A 20,213-nucleotide genomic window follows, 5' to 3' on the forward strand; every position below is an offset into this window, starting at 1 on the left:
AACGGCCGGGACAATGCCACTGAATGGCTTTGTCGCCTTTTCCGGCGGGTCGTTCGTGCCGCTGGGCACGGACGCTCGTTCTTCACTGCGGGGCGGTCGGTGCGCCGTTCCGGGTGAGCTGGTCGTAGGAGCACTAACCGATGGGCGAGGGGTACGCATGACGGACACCGGCCAGGTCCCGGGCGAGGGGCAGCCGGAGAGCGCAGGCATGGTGGAACAGCCGGGCGTCCCCGCGCACGGCGCGTACACCTACCTGTCCGAGGCGCCCGCCGAGGACGAAGACCTGCTGCTGCCGGGTGCCCAGGGAGCGTGGGGCAACGAGGTGCCGCCACCCGCTCCGGAACCGGTGGTGGAGGCCGTCCACGAGCCGGGCCCGCACGAGACGGCCGGCCGTGACACCGGCTCGGTCGACCTCGGCGGCGTCCGCCTGCCCGACTCCGGTCCTGCGTCGGTGCCGCCGTCGCCCATCCTCTCGGCGCCGCACGACCCGGTGGCCGCGCCGCAGCCGCCGCGCCGTCCGCTGCATCTCGGCCCGCCGATCCCCGACGCCTCCGCGAGCCCGGTCCGTTCCCTCGCCGACCGCGGTCCCGCCGGAGCACCGGTACGACAGCCCGCGCCGCCGTCCTCCGGCCCCGAATACCTCGACGCCCAGCCCCAGCCGGCCCCCCAGAACGCGGTTCCCTGGGGCGCGGCGCCCGGAACTCCGGGTGCGGCCGAGGGCCAGGAGCAGGCTGACGCGCAGGCGCAGGCGCAGGCCGGGGGACCGGTTCCGGCGCCGGGTGAGCCGCAGGTACAGGAACCGGCCGAGGCACACGTCGAGACTCAGGGCCAGGCTCCGGTCGCGGCCGAGGTCCCGGTTCAGCGGGAGGCGCAGGCTCCGGTTCAGGCCGATGTCCAGGCCCCGGCTCCGGTCGGCGCGCAGGCACCGGCTGCCGAAACGGTTGGCCCGGCCGCGCCCGCCCCCGCCGAGCCGGCCGACGCGGCCCAGGCAGCGATGGCCCGCCTCGCGAGCCAGGCGACGGCCCACAGCGCGTCCGGCGAGATCCACACCGCCCCGGCGGAGGCGCCGGGCATCGAAGGTGCGGCCCCGGACGCGACTCCCGAGGATGCCGAAGCCGTCGTGGAGGCGGTGGAGACGGCGGAACCGGGTGCTCCGGCGCAGGCCGTGCGGATCGCGCAGGCCGCCGAGGCCGCGGAGGCCGCCGCGGCGACCGTCGAGGTCGCCGCCGCTGCCGCCGGGACCGCTGAGGCAGCGGCGACCGCCGCGGCGAGCGGTGTGGCGGGCGCGCCGGAGACCGCGGCGACCGCCGCCGAGGCGACCGACCCCGTGGTCGAGGCGGTACAGCCGAGCGCGGACGCCGAGCAGACCGAGGACGCGCAGCTCACCCCTCAGGCCACCGACCCCGCCCAGCCCCAGCCTGCCGCCGACACCCCGGAGCCCGCGGCGCCCACCGACCCGGCTCCCGCCGAGGCCCCGGCCGCCGTCCAGGAGACGGCGCAGCCCGTTGACCCGGCTGCGATCCAGCAGGTGGCCCAAGACGTGGCTCCGGCCGCTGTCCCGGCTCCCGCCGAGGTTCCGACCGCTGTCCAGGAGGTGGCGCAGGCCGCCGCCCCGGACATGGCTGAGGCGCCCGTCCCGGCTCCCGCCGAGGCCCCGGTCGTTGTGCAGGAGACGGCGCAGCCTGTTGACGCGGCTGCGATCCACCAGGTGCCCCAAGAGGTGGCTACGGCTGCCGTCCCGGGTCCGGCCGAGGCCCCGGCCGCTGTCCAGGAGGTGGCGCAGGCCGCCGCCCCGGACATGGCTGAGGCGCCCGTCCCGGCTCCCGCCGAGGCCCCGGCCGCTGTGCAGGAGATGGCGCAGCCGGTTGACGCGGCTGCGATCCACCAGGTGGCCCAAGAGGTGGCTCCGGCCGAGGCCCCGGCTCCGGCCGAGGCCCCGGCTCCGGCCGAGACCCCGGCCGCTGTCCAGGAGGTGGCGCAGGCCGCCGCTCCGGTCGCCGGCCAGGACATGGCTCAGGCGCCCGTCCCGGCTCCCGCCGACGCTCCGGCCGCGGTTCATGAGACGGCCCAGGCCGCCGCCCCGGTCGCCGGCCAGGACGTGCCCCAGGGCGCCGCCCCTGAAGCCCCGGCCGGCCCCGCCGCCCCGGCGGTCGAGCCCACCGCTCCGATCGCCGACCCCGCTCCGGCCCAGCCGGCCCCGGCCGCCTCCGACGCCGTACCGGCCGCCCAGCCCGCCGCGCCGCAGGCCCCCGAGGCGCCGCAGCCCCAGGCACCCGTCGAGGCACCCGAGCCGGCCGTGCTCCGGACGCAGGGACCGCAGCTCGCCGAGCAGGCCCCGCACAGCACCGAAGCCGGACCCGAGGCCGACGCCCCGGTGACCCCCGCCGCGCCCACCCCCGAGCAGCAGCCGCAAGCGGCACCGGCCGCCGCCCCCGAGCCCCACCCGGACCCGCAGGCGTCGGCGCCGGACACCGCCGTACCGGACACGACGCAGCCGCTCGGGCAGTTCGTGCCGGTGCAGGGCCAGGTGCCCACCACCCCGCACCTGGCACCCGCTCCGCAGCAGCCCGCAACGGCGCCCGCGGCCGGACCACAGGGCCCGCAGGAGCAGCCGGAGCCGGTGGCCACGGTGCCCGCGCCCCGCGAGGGCGAGCCGGCCGGGGCGGACGCGCAACCCGCTCCCGAGGCCGTACGGCACGCGGAGGACCCGGAGACCGGGGCCGCCGAGCAGGAAGAGAGCACGGCCGAGGCGGCGCGAGCACGACGGTCCACCGGCCCGGCCGCGCCCGCCTACGCCGACGCCGAGCGCGAGGCCGTCCTGAAGGTGATGCGCGAGCGCCGCGACATCCGCAACGGCTTCCGCGACGACCCCATCCCGCACGAGGTACTGCTCCGGGTCCTGGAGGCCGCGCACACCGCGCCGTCCGTGGGCCACTCGCAGCCCTGGGACTTCGTCGTCATCAGATCCGCCGAGACCCGGCGGACGATGCACGAACTGGCGATGCGGCAGCGCGAGGCCTACGCCAAATCGCTGCCGAAGGGCCGGGCCAAGCAGTTCAAGGAACTGAAGATCGAGGCCATCCTCGACACCCCGGTCAACATCGTCGTCACCGCGGACCCCACCCGCGGCGGCCGGCACACCCTCGGCCGTCACACCCAGCCGCAGATGGCGCCCTACTCCTCGGCGCTCGCGGTGGAGAACCTCTGGCTCGCCGCCCGCGCCGAAGGCCTCGGCGTCGGCTGGGTCAGCTTCTTCGACGAGCGGGAGATGGTCCGCGCGCTCGGCCTGCCCGAGCACCTGGAAGTCGTCGCCTACCTGTGTGTCGGGTACGTCGACGAGTTCCCGGACGAGCCCGAGCTGATGCAGGCCGGCTGGTCCAAGCGACGCCCCCTGTCCTGGGTGGTGCACGAGGAGACATACGGCCGCCGCGCCCTGCCCGGAGAGGAACCCCACGACCTGCTCGCCGAGACCGTCGCACAGATCCGCCCGCTCGACGCCAAGGCGCTCGGCGAGGCATGGGAGCGCCAGAAGCGCATGACCAAGCCGGCCGGCGCGCTCGGCATGCTGGAGATCATCTCCGCACAGCTGTGCGGGTTGTCCCGCCAGTGCCCGCCGCCGATCCCGGAACCCGCCGCCGTCGCGATCTTCGCCGGCGACCACGGCGTGCACGCCCAGGGCGTCACTCCCTGGCCGCAGGAGGTGACCGCCCAGATGGTGGCCAACTTCCTCGGCGGAGGAGCCGTCTGCAACGCCTTCGCCGCCCAGGTCGGCGCCGAGGTGTGCGTGGTGGACGTGGGCGTGGCCGCCGACCTGCCCGCCACGCCGGGCCTCCTGCCGCGCAAGATCCGCGGTGGTACGTCCGACATGACCACCGGCCCCGCGATGACCCGCGAGGAGGTCAAGGCGGCCATCGAGGTGGGCATCGAGACCGCCCGCGACCTGGTGGCGGCCGGCAACAAGGCGCTGCTCACCGGTGAGATGGGCATCGCCAACACCACCGCGTCCGCCGCGCTGATCTCCGTCTTCACCGGCGCCGACCCGGCCGAGGTGACCGGGCGCGGCACGGGCATCAACGACGAGACGCTGGCCCGCAAGACCGACGTCGTCCGCCGCGCGCTGGAATTCCACCAGCCGGACCCGGCCGACCCGATCGGGGTCCTCGCAGCCGTCGGCGGCTTCGAGCACGCGGCCATGGTCGGCCTGCTGCTCGGCGGCGCGTCGCTGCGCACGCCGGTGATCCTGGACGGCGTCAGCGCCGGCGCGGCGGCCCTCGTCGCCCGTGCGATCGCCCCCGAGGTCCTCGCGGCCTGCATCGCCGGCCACCGCAGCGCCGAGCCCGGCCATGTCGCGGCGCTGAACAAGCTGGGCCTGCGTCCTCTGGTCGACCTCGACCTCCGCCTCGGCGAGGGCACGGGCGCGCTGCTGGCGCTCCCGCTCGTCCAGAGCACGGCGAGGGCGATGCACGAAGTGGCCACGTTCGATTCGGCGGGCGTCACCGAGAAGTAGCGTCACCGAGAAGTAAGGGACGGGCGCCCGGTACCGCGGTGCCGGGCACCCGCAGGCGCCCGTGGGCCCGTCCCCGCACCGGCACCCGTACCGGCCGCCCTGCCCAGCCACCGGACACCCGCCCCACCCGCGCCGCCGCCACCGTAAAATCCGCACGTCAGCGCCACCGCAAAGCCACCGGAGGACGCCCTCATGGCCGAACACCCCGCCTATCCCGTAGGCCTCCGCCTCTCCGGCCGCCGCGTGGTCGTCCTCGGCGGCGGCACCGTGGCCCAGCGCCGCCTGCCGGCCCTGATCGCGGCCGGCGCGGACATCACCGTCGTATCCCCGGAGGCGACCCCCTCGGTCGAGGCCATGGCCGAGGCGGGCGAGATCGCCTGGGAGCGGCGGGCCTACGCCGAGGGCGACCTCGCCGACGCCTGGTACGCCCTCATCGCCACCAGCGACCCCGACGCCAACACCCGCGCCTCCGCCGAGGCCGAGCGGCACCGCGTCTGGTGCGTCCGCTCCGACGACGCCGACCAGGCCACGGCGTGGACCCCGGCGACCGGCCACAGCGAGGGCGTCACCGTCGCCGTGCTCACCACGCACGCGCGAGGCCGCGACCCGCGCCACACCGCGGCCATCCGCGACGCGGTCGTGGAGGGCCTGCGCGACGGCACCCTCGTCGCCCCGCACCACCGCACCCGCAGCGCCGGCGTGGCCCTGGTGGGCGGCGGCCCCGGCGACCCCGACCTGATCACCGTCCGCGGCCGGCGCCTGCTCGCCGAGGCGGACGTCGTCATCGCCGACCGGCTGGGCCCGCGCGATCTGCTCGCCGAGCTGCCGCCGCACGTCGAGGTGATCGACGCGGCCAAGATCCCCTACGGCCGTTACATGGCCCAGGAGGCCATCAACAACGCGCTGATCGAGCACGCCAAGCAGGGCAAGGCGGTGGTCCGGCTCAAGGGCGGCGACCCGTTCGTCTTCGGCCGGGGCATGGAGGAGGTCCAGGCGCTCGCCGAGGCCGGCATACCGTGCACGGTGGTCCCCGGCATCTCCAGCTCCATCTCGGTGCCGGGCGCGGCCGGCGTCCCGGTCACGCACCGGGGGGTCGCGCACGAGTTCACCGTGGTCAGCGGGCATGTGGCGCCCGACGACGAGCGCTCCCTGGTCGACTGGCCCTCGCTGGCGAAGCTCACGGGCACCCTGGTGATCCTGATGGGCGTCGACAAGATCGGGAAGATCGCCGAGACGCTCGTCGCGCACGGCAAGCCGCCGACGACGCCGGTGGCCCTGGTCCAGGAGGGCACGACGGCCGCCCAGCGCAGGGTGGACGCCACCCTGGCCACGGTCGCCGAGACGGTCCGGGCCGAGGACGTGAGGCCCCCGGCCGTCATCGTCGTCGGCGAGGTCGTACGGGTCGGCCCGGAACCCGTCGCCTGAGCCCGCACGACCGGATAACCTCGGGTAGCCAACCCGGGGTGACGCAAGCACGACCCAGCCGTTGGCAGCACCTCCAGGACAAGGCAGTAACATCCCGTGGCCGATCTCATCACCGTCGAGGACCCCGACGACCCGCGCCTGAGCGACTACACGGGCCTCACCGACGTCGAACTGCGCCGTCGGCGGGAGCCCGCGGAGGGCCTGTTCATCGCCGAGGGCGAGAAGGTCATCCGCAGGGCCAAGGAGGCGGGCTACGAGATGCGGTCGATGCTGCTCTCGGCCAAGTGGATCGACGTCATGCGCGACGTCATCGACGAACTCCCGGCACCGGTGTACGCCGTCAGCCCGGAACTCGCCGAACGGGTCACCGGCTACCACGTGCACCGCGGCGCCCTCGCCTCCATGCAACGCAAGCCGCTGCCGACGGCCGCCGAGCTGCTCCGCGCCGCCCGCCGCGTGGTGATCATGGAGTCGGTGAACGACCACACCAACATCGGTGCGATCTTCCGCTCCGCGGCGGCCCTCGGCATGGACGCGGTGCTGCTGTCGCCCGACTGCGCCGACCCGCTGTACCGGCGGAGCGTCAAGGTGTCCATGGGCGCGGTGTTCTCCGTGCCGTACGCCCGGCTGGAGACCTGGCCGAAGGGGCTGGACTCGGTCCGCGAGGCCGGTTTCACGCTGCTCGCGCTCACCCCGGACGAGAAGGCCGGCAGCCTGGACGAGGCCGCTCCGCACCGCATGGACCGGGTGGCGCTCATGCTCGGCGCGGAGGGCGACGGCCTGTCCAGGCAGGCCCTAGCCGCCGCCGACGAATGGGTCCGCATCCCGATGGCCCACGGCGTCGACTCGCTCAACGTGGGCGCGGCGGCGGCGGTGGCGTTCTACGCGGTGGCGACGGGCCGCCCCGCATCCTGACCGGCGCAACGACACCCGACGTCCCGCCCGGTATCCGCCACCGCCGGCCCCGGCCGGCTGTTCCGGCCGCGGGCCGCGGCCCGGCGACTACGCCGGCCGGTCCGCCGCGGGCACGTCCTCGCCCGTCAGGGGAGTCACACCGCGCACCGCATGGCCCGGCTGCGCGTGCCGCTCCCACCGGACCCCGCCGTCGCCGCCCAGCCCGCGCGCCGGTCCCTGGCAGCCCTGGGCCACCGCGATACCGAGCGCCACCAGCAGCGTCACCACCACGAACACGAACAGCCGCTGCCGCAGCAGCCGCGGATTCGCCGGCCGCCGCACACCTCCCGCCGGACGCCGTCCCGGACCGCCGCGCGGAGCCGGACGGCCGCCGCCGGACCGCGGGCCGCCGCCGCGAGGCGCCGGCGTGGGCCGTACCGTGCCCGGCCGGGCGGAGCCGGCACCGCCGCGCCCGCCGCCACGCACGCCCGCGCCCCCACGGGACGGCACGTCCCCGCGCGCGGAGACCCCGCCCCTGGACGGCACACCGCCCCGGGCCGGAGCGCTCCCGCGCGGCGGCGGCGTACCGGGGGAGCCGCGCCGCTGGGCGCGCTGCGGCTCGGGATAGGTGTCGGCGAGCCGTCCGGTGGGCCGGTCGGCCTCGGCGGCACGCGGGTGGGGCGGCCGTACGTCGTTCAGTCCCTGCGCCTCCCGGGCGGCGATCTCCTTCAGGCGCAACGACAGCTGGAGCGTGCTGGGCCGCTCCTCGGGGTCCTTCGCCAGACAGGCCCGGATCAGCGGAGCCAGCGCGTCCGGCACGCCCGCCAGGTGCGGCTCCTCGTGCACCACCCGGTACAACATCACCTCGGAACTGCCGTGCCCGAAGGGCGAGTCGCCGGTCGAGGCGTACGCCAGGGTCGCGCCCAGCGAGAAGACGTCGGTGGCCGGAGTGACCGCCGCGCCGCGCACCTGCTCGGGGGCGAGGAAGCCGGGGGAGCCGACCGCGGTGCCCACATGGGTGAGCGTGGAGGCGCCGGTGGCCCAGGCGATGCCGAAGTCGATGATCCGCGGGCCCTTGGGGGACAGCAGGATGTTGGAGGGCTTCAGGTCCCGGTGGACGACACCCGCCTCGTGGACCGCGACCAGCCCCTCGGACAGGGCCGCGCCGATCGCCGCCGTGTCCGCGGCGCCGAGCGCGCCCTCCTCGGCGACCTTGTCGTGCAGGGAGGGGCCGGGCACGTACTGGGTGGCGAACCAGGGCCGCTCGGCCTCCAGGTCGGCGGCGACCAGCCGGGCCGTGCAGCCGCCGCGGATCCGCCGGGCCGCGGACACCTCGCGCGCGAACCGCGACCGGAACTCCTGATCCTCCGCCAGGTCCGGCCGGATCACCTTCAGCGCGACCCGCTGCCCCTTCTTGTCGGAGCCGAGATAGACCACGCCCATCCCGCCCGCGCCGAGCCGTCGGTGAAGCCTGAACGAGCCGACGACGCGCGGGTCCTCGCGCCTCAGGCGCATCATCGCCATGTCCATCCCCGCTGCCCGGTCCCTGTGACGTGGCACAGCTTACGTTTCCACGGCCGCCCGCGCGCAGAGGCCGCGCCCTCTCGGCGGAACGGATTGTGCGGGCGGCCCGGAGGAGGTGAAACCCGGTCAGCACCCCGCGCGTTACGGCGACTTCGAGCCACCGTGACCCTCAACCCGCGTGCCGCTCCGGGAGGTTGAGCTCGCGGAGAGCGACGGCACCCCCGGTGCCGGCCCCGCCGGCCACCGGGCACGGACCGTCCGCGGGCGGGCCCGCGCCCCGGATCACGGTCCGCTCCCGGACCCCCTCCCGACACCGGTCCGAGTGATCGAAGTCACTCCACCCGGTGAGCGGGATGCTTCCGAAATGACCGGACAGAGCGGGCGCCCTCTCCGGGAAGACCCCGATACCCGGGCCCGCTTCTCCACCCAGGGGAGTACTTCGCGGCTCGGGGCTCATCCTCGCGGAGGCCCGGCAATCGGTACGAGGGCATGACGTCACCCGCGGGGGCCGCGCCTAGATTGGGGACAAGCGGTGGGTGCGGTACTCGTCCCCCGAGATCGGACGCCCGCCGCTGCCGACGACAACCGAACAGTCAGGAGAGGGACCATGGCCCACACGGCACCGCGACGCACGGCGTTCGCTCACCGCCGCACGGGCCGCCGCCACCCCTTGGTGGCGACGCTCTTGGCCCTTCCCCTCGCGGCCCTGCTCCTGCTCGTCTTCGACGGCTGGGAGACGGTGGCCACACAGGCGTCGTCCGTGGGTGCGATGCTGGGGCGCTGAGCGGCGACCCCAGGCCCGGAAGAGCGGTCCGGGCGGGGACATCGATCCATGAAACCCCGTGGGGACGGGGGTGCGGCGGACGGCAACAATGCCGGCGCAGCTGGGGAGCTGCGCCGGCATTAGCCGTTTCACACCCCTCCACCACGACGCCGCGGCCCGCCGTACAAGAGCAGCGGGCCTCCGCCGTCACGCGGTGCCGAGTCCGTGAGCCCGGCCGGCGCGGTGTCCCGTGCCTCTTCGGGAGCTGTGGCGCCGCCCGGCCGTCGTACGGGACAGTGGGTTTCCGCCGTCGTGGCGCGGTGCCGAGTCCGTGACCCGGCCCGCGCGGTGGACCGAACCCCTTCAGGCGCTGTGGCGCCGCCCGGCCCGCCGTACCTCGCCGGCGCGGGCGGGCGACCCTCCCCGCGGCCACCCCCGGTACCCTCGGCCGAACAGCCACCCTTCCCCGAGGCAGCCTTGACCGCAGACCCGGCCACCACCACGACCGCGGGCACCCCCGCGGACCCCGTCATATCCGCCCTGACCGCCCAGGCCGAGGCGGCGGCCCACCCCCACGGCGTCCCCGCCCCCTGCCCCTGCGCGACCGCCTCGCTCGCCACCCGTCCCGACGCCACCGTCGTCCGCCACGCCGGTGTCGTGGCCAAGGCCCACGCTCCCGGCACCGACCCCGCCGCGCTGGCCCTCCGCGTCGCCAGGGCCGCCCGGCTCCCGGACGTGCTGCTGCCGCCCCTCGCCCCCGTCCCGGCCCCGCTGCGCGACCCGCACGACCGCCTGGTCACCCTCTGGCCGTACGGCGCCCCCGTCGACCCGGACGACCCGGACGCGGCCCCCTGGGAGGCCGTGGCCACCCTGCTGGCCCGGCTGCACCGCGCCCCCGTACCCACCGGCCTGCCCCCGATGCGCGGCCCCGCCAAAGCCGCCCGCGCCCTCCACCGGCTCCGCTCGGCCCTGCGCACCACGCCCCACGCGCCCGCCCGCCCCGCCGCCCGCCCGGTCCTCGCCGCCTGGGCCGCCCTGCCCGCCTGGGCCCGGGCCGACGCCCCGATGCCCGGCCCGGCGGTCCTCTGCCACGGCGATCTGCACCTCGGCCAGCTCGTCCGGCATCCCGCCCCGGACGGCCCGTGGCGGCTCATCGACGTGGACGACCTCGGCGCCGGCGTCCCCGCCTGGGACCTCGCCCGCCCCGCCGCCTGGTACGCCTGCGGACTCCTCCCGCCCGACGAGTGGACCCGCTTCCTGAGCGCCTACCGGCGCGCCGGCGGCCCGGCCGTGCCCGCGGACGGCGACCCCTGGCCCGTCCTGGACGTCCCGGCCCGCGCGCTCACCGTGCAGACGGCCGCCCTGGCGATCACCAAGGCGCTCGCCGCCGGCCGCCCGCTGGACGAGGTGGAGCAGGCCGTGGCGGACGCCTGCGCGCGCATGCCGTCCGCCCCCGCACACCCTCCCGAGCCGGCGCCGGGAATCCCGGACTAGGCTGCAACCGCCCGGGGCCGGACGGAGTCTGTCCTGGGGAAACACGAAGCGGTACCGACCGGCGAGGAGTTGAGCCGAGCATGCAGTGTCCGAAGTGCCATGCGCCGATGCACACCTACAACCGCAACGGCGTCCAGATCGAGCAGTGCAGCGGCTGTCGCGGCATATTCCTCGACTACGGCGAGCTGGAGGCGCTGACCCGTCTGGAGGCCCAGTGGTCGCAGCCGGCCCCGCCCCCGCCGCCCGCCCCGCAGGCCTACCCGGCGGCCCCGCCCGCGCCCGCCTGGGGAGCCCCGCACGGCGGCCACCACGGCGACCACGGTCACTACGGCCACCAGCGCCACAAGAGTTTCGGCCGCATGCTGTTCTCCAGCTGAGCGCACGAAGAAGCCCCCGGCCGTACGAGACGGCCGGGGGCTTCTTACTGTGTGGACGATACTGGGATTGAACCAGTGACCTCTTCCGTGTCAGGGAAGCGCTCTCCCGCTGAGCTAATCGTCCGCGGACCGTGACCCGAGAGTCACAGGCGGTGCGCGATACTGGGATTGAACCAGTGACCTCTTCCGTGTCAGGGAAGCGCTCTCCCGCTGAGCTAATCGCGCGGGGGACCTTCGAGAAGATCCGGGATCCGAAGATCCAGTGGACGATACTGGGATTGAACCAGTGACCTCTTCCGTGTCAGGGAAGCGCTCTCCCGCTGAGCTAATCGTCCTTGGAGGTGGAGACGGGATTTGAACCCGTGTAGACGGCTTTGCAGGCCGTTGCCTCGCCTCTCGGCCACTCCACCAGGAGTGTAGGGGATCGGGATGACCCCTACTTCCTTCGAGCGGACGACGAGGCTCGAACTCGCGACCTCAACCTTGGCAAGGTTGCGCTCTACCAACTGAGCTACGTCCGCTTGTCGTTTCGGTCCGCTTCCGCGTCCCGGCGACGTGTTGAACTCTAGCGGATTCCTGGGCCAGCACAAAAACGCGTTTGCGCAGCGTGCTGCGGTGCGCTCCGCGTACCCCGTGGTCAGCGCCCCCTCCGGGACATCCCTGGGCCACCCGCGGGACCCCCGACCTAGACTCGACCACGTGCTCCACCACCCCCTCGCGCTCCCTCCTCTGGCCCGCTTCGGCGACCGTGTCGCCACCGGTCTGCTCGACGTCACCGGCGACCCGGCCGCCCTGGACTCCACCGGCTTCTGGGCCGTGTGCGCGGACTTCGAGGGCCGGCTGACCTGCGCCCGCTTCGCCGACGTACGCGAGGAGCCGGTGCCCGCCCCGCGCCCCGGCCGGTGGCGGGGCCCGCGGCCGGGTGAGTGGACCTCCTCCCTGGACCGCGCCGCGTACACGGCGGCCGTCCGCCGCGTCCGCGAGCACATCGCGGCCGGCGAGGTCTACCAGGCCAACCTCTGCCGGGTGCTCAGCGCGCCCGTCGCCCCCGGCGCCGACGTGGACGCGCTGACCGCCGTACTGGCCCGCGGCAACCCCGCGCCGTACGCGGGCACCATCCGCCTGCCGGAGCACGGCGTGGAGATCGCCACCGCCTCGCCCGAGCTGTTCCTGCGCCGGAACGGCCGTACCGTCGAGTCGGGGCCGATCAAGGGCACCGGGCGCACCGAGGCGGACCTCCTGGAGAAGGACTACGCCGAGAACGTGATGATCGTGGACCTGGTCCGCAACGACATCGGGCGGGTGTGCGCGACCGGCAGCGTGACCGTCCCGGACCTGTGCGCGGTGGAGAAGCACCCGGGGCTCGTCCACCTCGTCTCCACCGTGCGCGGCGAACTGCGCGCGGACGCCGGCTGGCCGGAGCTGCTGGCCGCGGCCTTCCCGCCCGGCTCGGTCACCGGCGCCCCCAAGTCGAGCGCCCTGAGGATCATCGAGGCGCTGGAGACGGCACCGCGCGGACCGTACTGCGGCGGCATCGGCTGGGTGGACGCCGACCGGGGCACCGCCGAGCTGGCCGTCGGCATACGCACCTTCTGGATCGACCGCGCCGCGGGCGTCCTGCGCTTCGGCAGCGGCGCCGGCATCACCTGGGGGTCCGACCCGGAGGGGGAGTGGCGGGAGACCGAGCTGAAGGCGTCCCGGCTGCTCGCCGTGGCGTCGGGCGCGTACGAGGAGACCGGGGAGGTGCTCGGATGAGGATCTGGCTGGACGGCGGGCTGCGCGAGGCGGAATCCGCCCTGGTCTCCGTCCTCGACCGCGGCCTGACGGTCGGCGAGGGCGTCTTCGAGACCGTGAAGACGGTCCACGGCGAGCCGTTCGCGCTCACCCGGCACCTCGACCGGCTGACCCGCTCCGCCCGCGTCCTCGGCCTGCCCGACCCCGACCACGACGAGATCCGCCGCGCCTGTACGGCCGTACTGGAGGCCAACGCGATGCCGCTCGGCAGGCTGCGGATCACCTGCACCGGCGGCCGGGGCCCGCTCGGCACCGGCCGCGGCGGGCAGGGACCCACCCTGGTGGTCGCCGTCGGCGAGACCGTCCGCCGCCCCGACTCCACCACGGCGGTCACCGTCCCCTGGACCCGCAACGAGCGCGGCGCCCTCGCCGGCGTGAAGAGCACGTCGTACGCCGAGAACCTCGTCGCCCTCGACCGCGCCCGCCGGCTCGGCGCCTCCGAGGCCCTGTTCGGCAACACGGCCGGACGGCTCTGCGAGGGCACCGCGACGAACGTCTTCGTCGTCCTGGACGGCGAGATCCACACCCCGCCGGTCGCCTCCGGCTGTCTGCCCGGCATCACCCGGGCCCTGGTCCTGGAGTGGACGGGCGCCCGGGAGACCGACCTGCCGCTGGACGTCCTCCAGCGCGCCGACGAGGTCTTCCTCACCTCCAGCCTCAGGGACGTGCAGGCCCTGCACCGGATCGACGGACGCGAACTGCCCGGCACCCGGGGGCCGGTGACCGCCGAGGCCATGCGCGTCTTCGACGAGCGGTCCGGTCGGCACCCGGACCCCTGAGCCGGGCGGCATGCCCCTACGGCGGCGGGCCGCCGCGCGGTCCCGGTGGCCGGCGGTACCGAAAACCGGCTGACTCGGCGGGCCGGCGCGGGTAGAACACCTGTGATGACGACGACCCTGCGGCCGGCCGAGCCGCTCCGGCACAACCCCGACGGGACCCGCTCACGGCGCTACGCGGTGTGCGTGAACAGCCGTCCCGTCGGCGAGATCCACCTCGGTACCTCACCGTCCCTCGGCGACCCGGTGGCCCGCATCATCGACCTGCGGATCGCCGAGCCCGACCGGCGGCGCGGACGGGGCACCGTGGCGGCGCTCGCCGCGGAGGAGGTGGCCCGCGGCTGGGGCTGCGTCCAGCTGGAGGCCCTGGTGCCCGCCACGGCCGACGCCGCCCTGGGCCTGTTCCGCACCCTCGGCTACACCGTCCGCAACCGCGGCATGGACAAACGCCTCGGCGCCGCCCCGCCCGCGCTGCCACCGGGCAGCCGCGCGCGGCCCATGACGGAGGAGGAGTACGACGCCTGGATGGCGGACGAGAGCGAGCGGTTCGCCCGCACGTGGATCGACCTCGGCGTCCCCGAGGCCGCCGCCCGCGCCAAGTCCCGCAACGACCACGCCAGGCTGCTGCCGCACGGCCTCGCGACCGACGGCGTGCTCTTCAGCGTGCTGGAACACGAGGGCGTCCCGGTGGGCACGCTGTGGGTGGCGGTGGGGGAGCCCAAGGCGTACGTGTTCGACGTCGAGACGTACCCGGCCCACCGGGGCCGGGGACACGGCCGCACGCTCATGCTCCTGGCGGAACGCCAGGCGATCGAGTCCGGCCGCCCGGTCCTCGGCCTCAACGTCTTCGCGGGCAACACTCCCGCCGAGCACCTGTACGCGTCACTCGGCTACGAACCGGTGCTCCACTGCCTGAGCAAGCCCTTGCTGTAGCAGGCGCCCCGGGGCGGCCCTGTGGCCGGGCACGCCGCGGGACCGGCCGTCCTGGCCCGGCCGGTGCTCAGGCCTGCCCGGCGGTGCGGCCGGCCAGCAGGCGGTCCGCGACGTCCTCGACGCGTGCGCGCAGGCCCTCCTGGCTCTTGCCGCCGTCGAGGCGCTCGCCGCCGATGACGTACGTCGGCGTACCGGTCACGCCGATCGCCTTGCCCTCGGCCTGGTCGGCGTCCACGGCCAGGATGTGCCGGCCGTCGATCAGCGCGGTGTCGAACTCCTCCGCGTCCAGACCCAGTTCGCGCGCCACCTCGACCAGGAAGGGTTCTCCCTGACGGTCCAGCTCCGCGACCCGCTCCAGCACGGCCTCCACGTACGGCCAGCCCTTGCCCTGCTCCAGCGCCTCCTCGGCGGCCTGCGCGGCGGCGAAGGAGTGCTTGTGCTTCTCCAGCGGGAAGTGCCGCAGCCGCAGCTCGATCCGGTCGCCGTAGCGGGCACGCAGGGCGCGTACGTCGTCCAGGGCGGTACGGCAGTCGGGGCACTGCAGCTCGCACCAGACGTCGAGGACGAGGGCATCGGCGCGTGCGGGGGAGGAGTCGCTCATACCCACCAGTCTTCCAGGCCGGACAGGGGCGGCCCAACCGGGACCTCGGCGTACGCCGCCGGACGCGCACCGGCACTCCCGTAGGAGAGGACCCGGAGATGTCCCTGATGTCCGGCTGGACCATGGCCTCGCGGGGAGCCGGCGGTGCACGATGGAGGCGACGAACCGAGCCCGCCAGGAGGACCGGATGCTTGCCGAGACAGTCTGCTCCGCCGTTTCCGTGGCGGGCCTGGGGATCGCGGTGGTCACGGCCTACCGCAGACGCTTCCTGACGGCGGCCCGCCTCGCGGCCTACTCACTCGTGCCGATCGGCCTGGTGATGACCGGGGTCGTCGGCTGGCTCGCCGACACCGCGCTGAGCCCCACCGCCTGGGCGGGCTTCGCCGTGCTGGGCGCGGCCTGGCTCCTGTTCGCCGGTACGCGCGCGGTGGAGCGCCGGCGCGGTACCGCCGGCGCCGGACGCAAGGCGGCCGCACGCGCGGCGCGGGAGGCGGCGGCACCCGCCGCCTCGGCGCCGCCCCTGGGCGCGGCCACCGGTCCCTCGGCACGCCCCGCCGGCCCCCGGTCCGCCGGTCCCCGTTCCACCGGCACGGCGGAGGATTTCAGCGACATCGAGGCCATCCTCAAGAAGCACGGCATATGACAGTCACATAACTGGCCGAAGGGACACAGTCGGTTCCCGGCGCGGCCGGAACCGTTCACCATCCGAACGAGACCTCACGGTATTCGGTGCACTCCCGCAAGATCCCCGAGCGTTGATCGCGGCCGGGCGCCGGGTGCGCCATGATCTGCCGCGAGATGCTGGACACTACGCAGAGCGAGGCCGCGCCGCCGGAGGACGAGCCCCGCGGGTGCCTCTTCGCCCTTTCCCAGCCACCGCTGATGATCTTCCTGGCGGTGATCGGGTGTCTGCTGCTCATGGCTGCGCTGCACGACCTGCTGCTGCTGTGAGCCGTACACGTCCGTCCCGGCGCCACCCGCCGGGACAGACGTCGCATCGGCGCACCGCTCGGCCGTCGCGGGCGGCCGGTCCCGGACCGTCCCCGCTCAGCCCGCCGCCTCCTTGCGCCGGGCCCGGTAGGCGGCGACATGCAGCCGGTTTCCGCAGGTGCGGCTGTCGCAGTAGCGGCGCGAGCGGTTGCGGGAGAGATCCACGAAGGCACGCCGGCAGTCCGGCGCCTCACAGCGCCGCAGCCGTTCCCGCTCTCCGGCCACCACGAAGAAGGCCAGCGCCATCCCGCAGTCGGCGGCGAGATGATCGGCCACGGAGGCGCCCGGCGCGAAATAGTGCACATGCCAGTCGTAGCCGTCGTGGTCGGTCAGCCGGGGAGTGGTGCCCGCGCCGGCGACCAACTCGTTGATCAGCACGGCCGCGGACCGGGAGTCCGGGGCCGCGAAGACCGCCGCGAACCGGCCCCTGATCCTGCGCACCGCCGAGAGGTCCAGCTCCGACAGCACACCGACATCGCTGATTTTGTGGCTTCGCACGAAATCCGTGAGTGCCTGGACATCGGGCAGGCCGTCCGCCGCCGCGTCGTCCTCGGGCGCGGAGTTCACCAGATCCACCACGGTGTCGAGGGCGCACCGGGTGTCGTGGGTGATCAGCACGTTTCGCTCCCTGGCCTGGGGGTCGGGCGGGCGCCCGCCGATGCTGGCCGATCGTAGCGACAACCGAGCCGGCCGCACCCCTCCTTCCCCGGACCCCGATCGCACGGGAGGAACACCACGCCGCGCACCCGACCGTGCCCGCGCGAGCGACGCGACACCTGCCGCACACAGGCGCCCGGCGGCCCGCCCGGGCGTCGCACCCAGGTCCGCGCGGGCCGCCGGACTCAGGCCCGCCGCGGCGGGCACACCGGCGGACCGCGCGGGTACGCGGCTCGGCCGGACCGCGCGGGTACGCGGCTCAGTCCAGGGCGTCGCACACCCACGGGAGTCGACCGCTCGCGCGGCGCGACCGGCGGCGGCAGGCCGGCGCCGCCCCGTGAAGGCTCACGACGGCGGCGCCGGTCCGTTGCCGTATGCGGTTGTCTTGGCCCGAGCCGTCTCCCCGAGTGGACGGCGCCGGGCTGCTCGGAAGGGCCGCGGCCTAGCTCTCCGCCAGGATGTGCGACAGCTCCTGATCCAGGTCGAAGTGGCGGTGCTCCGTGCCGGGCGGCACGGCGGCGTCGGTTCGCTTCAGGAAGGACTCCAGGGCCCGCGCGGGGGCCTCCAGCAGCGCCTCTCCCTCCGGGGAGCTGAGGGCGATGCACACGACGCCCTGACCATGGCTGCGGGATGGCCAGACGCGGACGTCGCCGGTGCCGGTGGGCCGGTGCAGGCCCTCGGCGAGGAGGTCACGGGCGAACACCCACTCGACGGTCTCCTCGGCTCCGGTGTGGAAGGTGGCGTGCACGGCGTAGGGGTCGGCCGTGTCGTACCGCAGGCCTGCGGGGACAGGCAGGGAGGACTCGCTCGACACAACGAGGCGCAGGTGCAGCTCGCAGCTGACCGTGGTGTTCATAAGCGCCAGGGCCTTTCGCTCAGTGTGCGCTCGGGGATTCGCACGTCGGCGAAATCGACATGCCACCTACGGTGCCGTTGTAAACCCCTCTGAGGGTTTTGCGTGTGTTTACGTAACTCTTCCGGCCGAGAACTCGTACCGGATCGACCGCCATTCCGGTGACTGGATTCACTCGGGTAGGGTTTGTCTGTATGAATACGGGGAGTGACGAGCCTGGTGAGGTCGCCGTGACGGCAGACAAGGCGAAGGCGGACCGGCCGGAGGCCGGCGAGGGAGCGGAGAGCGGGCTCGGCTCGCGGGCGCCGGAATTCATCAAGTCCCGCAGGCTCCTGCACCTCAGCTGGCAGGTCGGGATCTTCGTGGTCGGCCTGGCCGTGGTCGTCGCGGGCATCATCATGCTGCCGCTGCCCGGACCAGGCTGGGTGGTGATCTTCGGCGGCATGGCGATCTGGGCGACCGAGTTCGTCTGGGCCCAGCTCGTGCTGCGCTGGACCAAACGCAAGGTCACCGAGGCGGCCCAGCGGGCCCTCGACCCCAAGGTGCGCCGCCGCAACATCACCCTCACCGTGATCGGACTGGTCGTCATCGGTGTGCTCGCCGGGATCTACCTCTGGAAGTTCGGCCTCGTCATGCCCTGGAAGATCAAGGACCAGTGACACGGCCGCGGGGGCCGGTCGCGCCCGCCGCCCGGCCCCTGGTCGGAAGCACCCCCTGACATGCGGTAATGTTCTTCCTGCGCCCGGGCGATTAGCTCAGTGGGAGAGCGCTTCGTTCACACCGAAGAGGTCACTGGTTCGAACCCAGTATCGCCCACCCGGACCGACGGCCCACCTGTGACATGCAGGTGGGCCGTCGGCGTGTTCCCGTACGCCGATACGCGGTGCGGGCGGCCCCTCAGCGGCGGCGTAAGGCTCCGCGGAGCCGGGCCGGGCTTCCCCCGCGGCAGGGTGGTCAGGGACGCTCCCAGAGACCCGTGGGGCGGACGGGGGCGGTGGGGTCCGAAGCGGGGCCGGACAGTCCCGTGGGCGCCCGGGCGGCCGGCGGGCCGGACCGGAGGCCCCGGCCGGGGCGGGCTCGCCGTGTACGGCGTCCGGCCCGGCGCCCGGCGACCGGCCTGCCGGGCGTGCCGGCGTCCGGCCGAGCCCCACGGGCACGTTTTGCCGAAACGGCAACAACCCTCGTCCCGGCCCGGCACCTACTGGATCATCGTGACGAGCGCCCCCGGCCGCCTTCCCACCTGCCCCCACAGGCAGCGCATCGTCCCGCACCCGCCCGCCCGGCAGGCGCCCCGCTCACCTGCCCGCTCACGGCCGCCCCGCGACCCCGCACCCCCTCACCCCAGGAACACCGCTCGTACACCACCCCCAGCTCTCGCAAGCTCCAGCAGACCCAGGAGGCCCCCATGCCAGCCACCACCGACTCCGGCCCCGCCGCCGTGCCGGCCCCCACCCACCGCCTCCTCCCTTCCCCGGCCGGCCGTATCCACCTGGTCGAGCAGGGCAGCGGCCCCTTGGTGCTGCTGCTGCACGGCTTCCCGGAGACGTGGTACGCCTGGCGGCACCAGTTGCCGGTGCTCGCCTCGGCCGGGTACCGCGCGGTGGCGATCGACGTCCGTGGGTACGGTCGCTCCTCGAAGCCGGAGGCCGTGGAGGCGTACCGGATGCTCGACCTGGTCGAGGACGCCGTCGCCGTCGTGGAGGGGCTGGGCGAGCGCTCCGCCGTGGTCGTCGGGCACGACTGGGGCGCGACGATCGCCGCCATGTCCACGCTGACCAGGCCGGACGTGTTCCGTGCCGTGGGCCTGCTCGGAGTGCCGTACACCCCGCCGGGCGGCCCCCGCCCCAGCGAGGTCTTCGCCCTGATGGGCGGAGCCGTCGAGGGCGAGGAGCCCGGCACCACCGAGGGGCCCGGCGCGGAGCGGCGACACCTCCCGCAGGAGTTCTACGTCTCCTACTTCCAGCGCCCAGGCCGGGCCGAGGCCGAGATGGAACCCGATGTGCGCGGATGGCTCGCCGGTTTCTACGCGGCGCTGTCCGCCGACACCATGCCCGCCCCCGGCGCCCCCGACCCGCACTTCATCGGAGCCGGCGGGACCCTGCGCGAGCGCTTCCCCGTCGGCGTGCTGCCCTCCTGGCTGACGGAGCGGGACCTCGACGTCTTCGCCGGCGAGTTCGAGCGGACGGGGATGACCGGGGCGCTGAACCGGTACCGGAACATGGACCGGGACTGGGCCGACCTGGCCGGTCACGCGGGGGCGCCGATCACGCGGCCCTCGCTGTTCATCGGAGGCGAGCGGGACGCCTCCCTGGCCTGGCTGGCCGACGCCGTCAAGGCGTACCCGGAGACCCTGCCCGGTCTGCTCGGTTCGCACATCCTGGACGGTTGCGGGCACTTCGTCCAGCAGGAGCGTCCGCAGGAGACGAACCGCATCCTGCTCGACTGGCTGGCCTGCCTGCCCGCCTGATTTCCCGTCCGGTCCGTTCGGCCCGTCGGCCACGCTTCCCTCACCAGTGGGAACGGCCGGCGGGCCGGTCCGTTTCGCCGGCGGGACGGGACGGCGGCGCGGGTCCGTCGCGTCCGCCGCCCGCAAGAAAATCCTGTCCGGGTCATTGACGCACCCCG

At 74.7% G+C, this 20,213-nt stretch carries 17 protein-coding genes and 6 tRNA genes; 14 read left to right on the forward strand and 9 right to left on the reverse strand.

Features of this window, described 5'->3' with window-relative positions:
- Window positions 1-157 precede the first annotated feature (157 nt).
- From cobT to SCK26_RS30250, 3 genes are all read left to right on the forward strand, one after another.
- Window positions 158-4,507: a nicotinate-nucleotide--dimethylbenzimidazole phosphoribosyltransferase gene (cobT, locus tag SCK26_RS30240; RefSeq protein ID WP_318204512.1), complete on the forward strand. Its 4,350-nt coding sequence runs from the start codon at window positions 158-160 to the stop codon at window positions 4,505-4,507.
- A 192-nt stretch (window positions 4,508-4,699) separates the two neighbouring features.
- The gene (cobA, locus tag SCK26_RS30245) at window positions 4,700-5,932 is read left to right on the forward strand and encodes a uroporphyrinogen-III C-methyltransferase (protein WP_318204513.1); all 1,233 of its coding nucleotides are present in this window, start codon (window positions 4,700-4,702) and stop codon (window positions 5,930-5,932) included.
- A gap of 96 nt (window positions 5,933-6,028) precedes the next feature.
- Window positions 6,029-6,847, forward strand: coding sequence for an RNA methyltransferase (locus SCK26_RS30250; protein ID WP_318204514.1), 819 nt, complete (start codon window positions 6,029-6,031; stop codon window positions 6,845-6,847).
- Between the two features lie 87 nt (window positions 6,848-6,934).
- On the opposite strand, the gene SCK26_RS30255 is transcribed toward SCK26_RS30250, so the two are convergent.
- Window positions 6,935-8,356, reverse strand: coding sequence for a serine/threonine-protein kinase (locus SCK26_RS30255; protein ID WP_318204515.1), 1,422 nt, complete (start codon window positions 8,354-8,356; stop codon window positions 6,935-6,937).
- Between the two features lie 601 nt (window positions 8,357-8,957).
- On the opposite strand from SCK26_RS30255, the gene SCK26_RS30260 reads away from it, so the two are divergent.
- The 3 genes from SCK26_RS30260 to SCK26_RS30270 all read left to right on the forward strand — a co-directional run bounded on the left by SCK26_RS30260 (window position 8,958) and on the right by SCK26_RS30270 (window position 10,984).
- Window positions 8,958-9,134, forward strand: coding sequence for a hypothetical protein (locus SCK26_RS30260; RefSeq protein WP_318204516.1), 177 nt, complete (start codon window positions 8,958-8,960; stop codon window positions 9,132-9,134).
- 456 nt (window positions 9,135-9,590) lie between these two features.
- Entirely contained in the window at window positions 9,591-10,607 is a 1,017-nt protein-coding gene (locus SCK26_RS30265; RefSeq protein WP_318204517.1) for an aminoglycoside phosphotransferase family protein, read from the forward strand.
- Between the two features lie 80 nt (window positions 10,608-10,687).
- Window positions 10,688-10,984 carry a zf-TFIIB domain-containing protein gene (locus SCK26_RS30270; RefSeq protein ID WP_318204518.1) on the forward strand — a complete coding sequence of 99 codons (297 nt, stop codon included), beginning with the start codon at window positions 10,688-10,690 and terminating at the stop codon, window positions 10,982-10,984.
- A 52-nt stretch (window positions 10,985-11,036) separates the two neighbouring features.
- Here SCK26_RS30270 and SCK26_RS30275 read toward each other — a convergent pair.
- From SCK26_RS30275 to SCK26_RS30295, 5 genes are all read right to left on the reverse strand, one after another.
- Window positions 11,037-11,108, reverse strand: a tRNA-Val gene (locus tag SCK26_RS30275).
- Between the two features lie 29 nt (window positions 11,109-11,137).
- A tRNA-Val gene (locus SCK26_RS30280) sits at window positions 11,138-11,209 on the reverse strand.
- Between the two features lie 38 nt (window positions 11,210-11,247).
- Window positions 11,248-11,319: transfer RNA gene (locus SCK26_RS30285), tRNA-Val, on the reverse strand.
- A 1-nt stretch (window position 11,320) separates the two neighbouring features.
- Window positions 11,321-11,394, reverse strand: a tRNA-Cys gene (locus SCK26_RS30290).
- Between the two features lie 38 nt (window positions 11,395-11,432).
- Window positions 11,433-11,505 (reverse strand) — tRNA-Gly (locus SCK26_RS30295).
- A 178-nt stretch (window positions 11,506-11,683) separates the two neighbouring features.
- Here SCK26_RS30295 and SCK26_RS30300 point away from each other — a divergent pair.
- From SCK26_RS30300 to SCK26_RS30310, 3 genes are all read left to right on the forward strand, one after another.
- Window positions 11,684-12,739: a chorismate-binding protein gene (locus tag SCK26_RS30300; RefSeq protein ID WP_318204519.1), complete on the forward strand. Its 1,056-nt coding sequence runs from the start codon at window positions 11,684-11,686 to the stop codon at window positions 12,737-12,739.
- Complete coding sequence (locus SCK26_RS30305; protein ID WP_318204520.1) at window positions 12,736-13,557, forward strand: aminodeoxychorismate lyase; 822 nt, start codon at window positions 12,736-12,738, stop codon at window positions 13,555-13,557. The genes SCK26_RS30300 and SCK26_RS30305 overlap by 4 nt, the downstream gene beginning before the upstream one ends.
- Before the next feature lie 105 nt (window positions 13,558-13,662).
- Window positions 13,663-14,487 (forward strand): GNAT family N-acetyltransferase, encoded by an 825-nt coding sequence (locus tag SCK26_RS30310; protein WP_318204521.1) that lies wholly within the window; start codon window positions 13,663-13,665, stop codon window positions 14,485-14,487.
- A 67-nt stretch (window positions 14,488-14,554) separates the two neighbouring features.
- Here the strand turns inward: SCK26_RS30310 and SCK26_RS30315 are convergent, their stop codons facing one another.
- Window positions 14,555-15,088, reverse strand: coding sequence for a DsbA family protein (locus SCK26_RS30315; protein WP_318204522.1), 534 nt, complete (start codon window positions 15,086-15,088; stop codon window positions 14,555-14,557).
- A gap of 187 nt (window positions 15,089-15,275) precedes the next feature.
- Here SCK26_RS30315 and SCK26_RS30320 point away from each other — a divergent pair, with 187 nt between their 5' ends.
- Window positions 15,276-15,731, forward strand: a complete 456-nt coding sequence (locus tag SCK26_RS30320; protein ID WP_318204523.1) for a hypothetical protein — start codon at window positions 15,276-15,278, stop codon at window positions 15,729-15,731.
- Between the two features lie 155 nt (window positions 15,732-15,886).
- The gene (locus SCK26_RS30325; RefSeq protein ID WP_167414194.1) at window positions 15,887-16,039 is read left to right on the forward strand and encodes a hypothetical protein; all 153 of its coding nucleotides are present in this window, start codon (window positions 15,887-15,889) and stop codon (window positions 16,037-16,039) included.
- Window positions 16,040-16,135: 96 nt separating this feature from the next.
- Here SCK26_RS30325 and SCK26_RS30330 read toward each other — a convergent pair whose 3' ends face one another.
- Window positions 16,136-16,696 carry a CGNR zinc finger domain-containing protein gene (locus tag SCK26_RS30330; RefSeq protein WP_318204524.1) on the reverse strand — a complete coding sequence of 187 codons (561 nt, stop codon included), beginning with the start codon at window positions 16,694-16,696 and terminating at the stop codon, window positions 16,136-16,138.
- A 481-nt stretch (window positions 16,697-17,177) separates the two neighbouring features.
- The gene (locus tag SCK26_RS30335; protein ID WP_004002642.1) at window positions 17,178-17,591 is read right to left on the reverse strand and encodes an SsgA family sporulation/cell division regulator; all 414 of its coding nucleotides are present in this window, start codon (window positions 17,589-17,591) and stop codon (window positions 17,178-17,180) included.
- Between the two features lie 191 nt (window positions 17,592-17,782).
- Here SCK26_RS30335 and SCK26_RS30340 point away from each other — a divergent pair, with 191 nt between their 5' ends.
- From SCK26_RS30340 to SCK26_RS30350, 3 genes are all read left to right on the forward strand, one after another.
- Window positions 17,783-18,247, forward strand: a complete 465-nt coding sequence (locus SCK26_RS30340) for a TIGR02611 family protein (protein WP_318204525.1) — start codon at window positions 17,783-17,785, stop codon at window positions 18,245-18,247.
- An 85-nt stretch (window positions 18,248-18,332) separates the two neighbouring features.
- Window positions 18,333-18,404: transfer RNA gene (locus SCK26_RS30345), tRNA-Val, on the forward strand.
- 589 nt (window positions 18,405-18,993) lie between these two features.
- Window positions 18,994-20,055 (forward strand): alpha/beta hydrolase, encoded by a 1,062-nt coding sequence (locus tag SCK26_RS30350; RefSeq protein ID WP_318204526.1) that lies wholly within the window; start codon window positions 18,994-18,996, stop codon window positions 20,053-20,055.
- The last annotated feature ends 158 nt before the right edge of the window (window positions 20,056-20,213 follow it).

The sequence above is a fragment of the Streptomyces sp. SCL15-4 genome (assembly GCF_033366695.1).
Taxonomy (GTDB): Bacteria; Actinomycetota; Actinomycetes; order Streptomycetales; family Streptomycetaceae; genus Streptomyces.

Bases quoted from the DNA above. Each gene is read 5' to 3' on its own strand.
- cobT (WP_318204512.1), top strand. From the start codon at position 158: ATGACGGACACCGGCCAGGTCCCGGGCGAGGGGCAGCCGGAGAGCGCA.
- cobA (WP_318204513.1), top strand. From the start codon at position 4,700: ATGGCCGAACACCCCGCCTATCCCGTAGGCCTCCGCCTCTCCGGCCGC.
- SCK26_RS30255 (WP_318204515.1), bottom strand. From the start codon at position 8,356: ATGGACATGGCGATGATGCGCCTGAGGCGCGAGGACCCGCGCGTCGTC.
- SCK26_RS30260 (WP_318204516.1), top strand. From the start codon at position 8,958: ATGGCCCACACGGCACCGCGACGCACGGCGTTCGCTCACCGCCGCACG.
- SCK26_RS30270 (WP_318204518.1), top strand. From the start codon at position 10,688: ATGCAGTGTCCGAAGTGCCATGCGCCGATGCACACCTACAACCGCAAC.
- SCK26_RS30305 (WP_318204520.1), top strand. From the start codon at position 12,736: ATGAGGATCTGGCTGGACGGCGGGCTGCGCGAGGCGGAATCCGCCCTG.
- SCK26_RS30310 (WP_318204521.1), top strand. From the start codon at position 13,663: ATGACGACGACCCTGCGGCCGGCCGAGCCGCTCCGGCACAACCCCGAC.
- SCK26_RS30315 (WP_318204522.1), bottom strand. From the start codon at position 15,088: ATGAGCGACTCCTCCCCCGCACGCGCCGATGCCCTCGTCCTCGACGTC.
- SCK26_RS30320 (WP_318204523.1), top strand. From the start codon at position 15,276: ATGCTTGCCGAGACAGTCTGCTCCGCCGTTTCCGTGGCGGGCCTGGGG.
- SCK26_RS30325 (WP_167414194.1), top strand. From the start codon at position 15,887: ATGCTGGACACTACGCAGAGCGAGGCCGCGCCGCCGGAGGACGAGCCC.
- SCK26_RS30335 (WP_004002642.1), bottom strand. From the start codon at position 17,591: ATGAACACCACGGTCAGCTGCGAGCTGCACCTGCGCCTCGTTGTGTCG.
- SCK26_RS30340 (WP_318204525.1), top strand. From the start codon at position 17,783: ATGAATACGGGGAGTGACGAGCCTGGTGAGGTCGCCGTGACGGCAGAC.
- SCK26_RS30350 (WP_318204526.1), top strand. From the start codon at position 18,994: ATGCCAGCCACCACCGACTCCGGCCCCGCCGCCGTGCCGGCCCCCACC.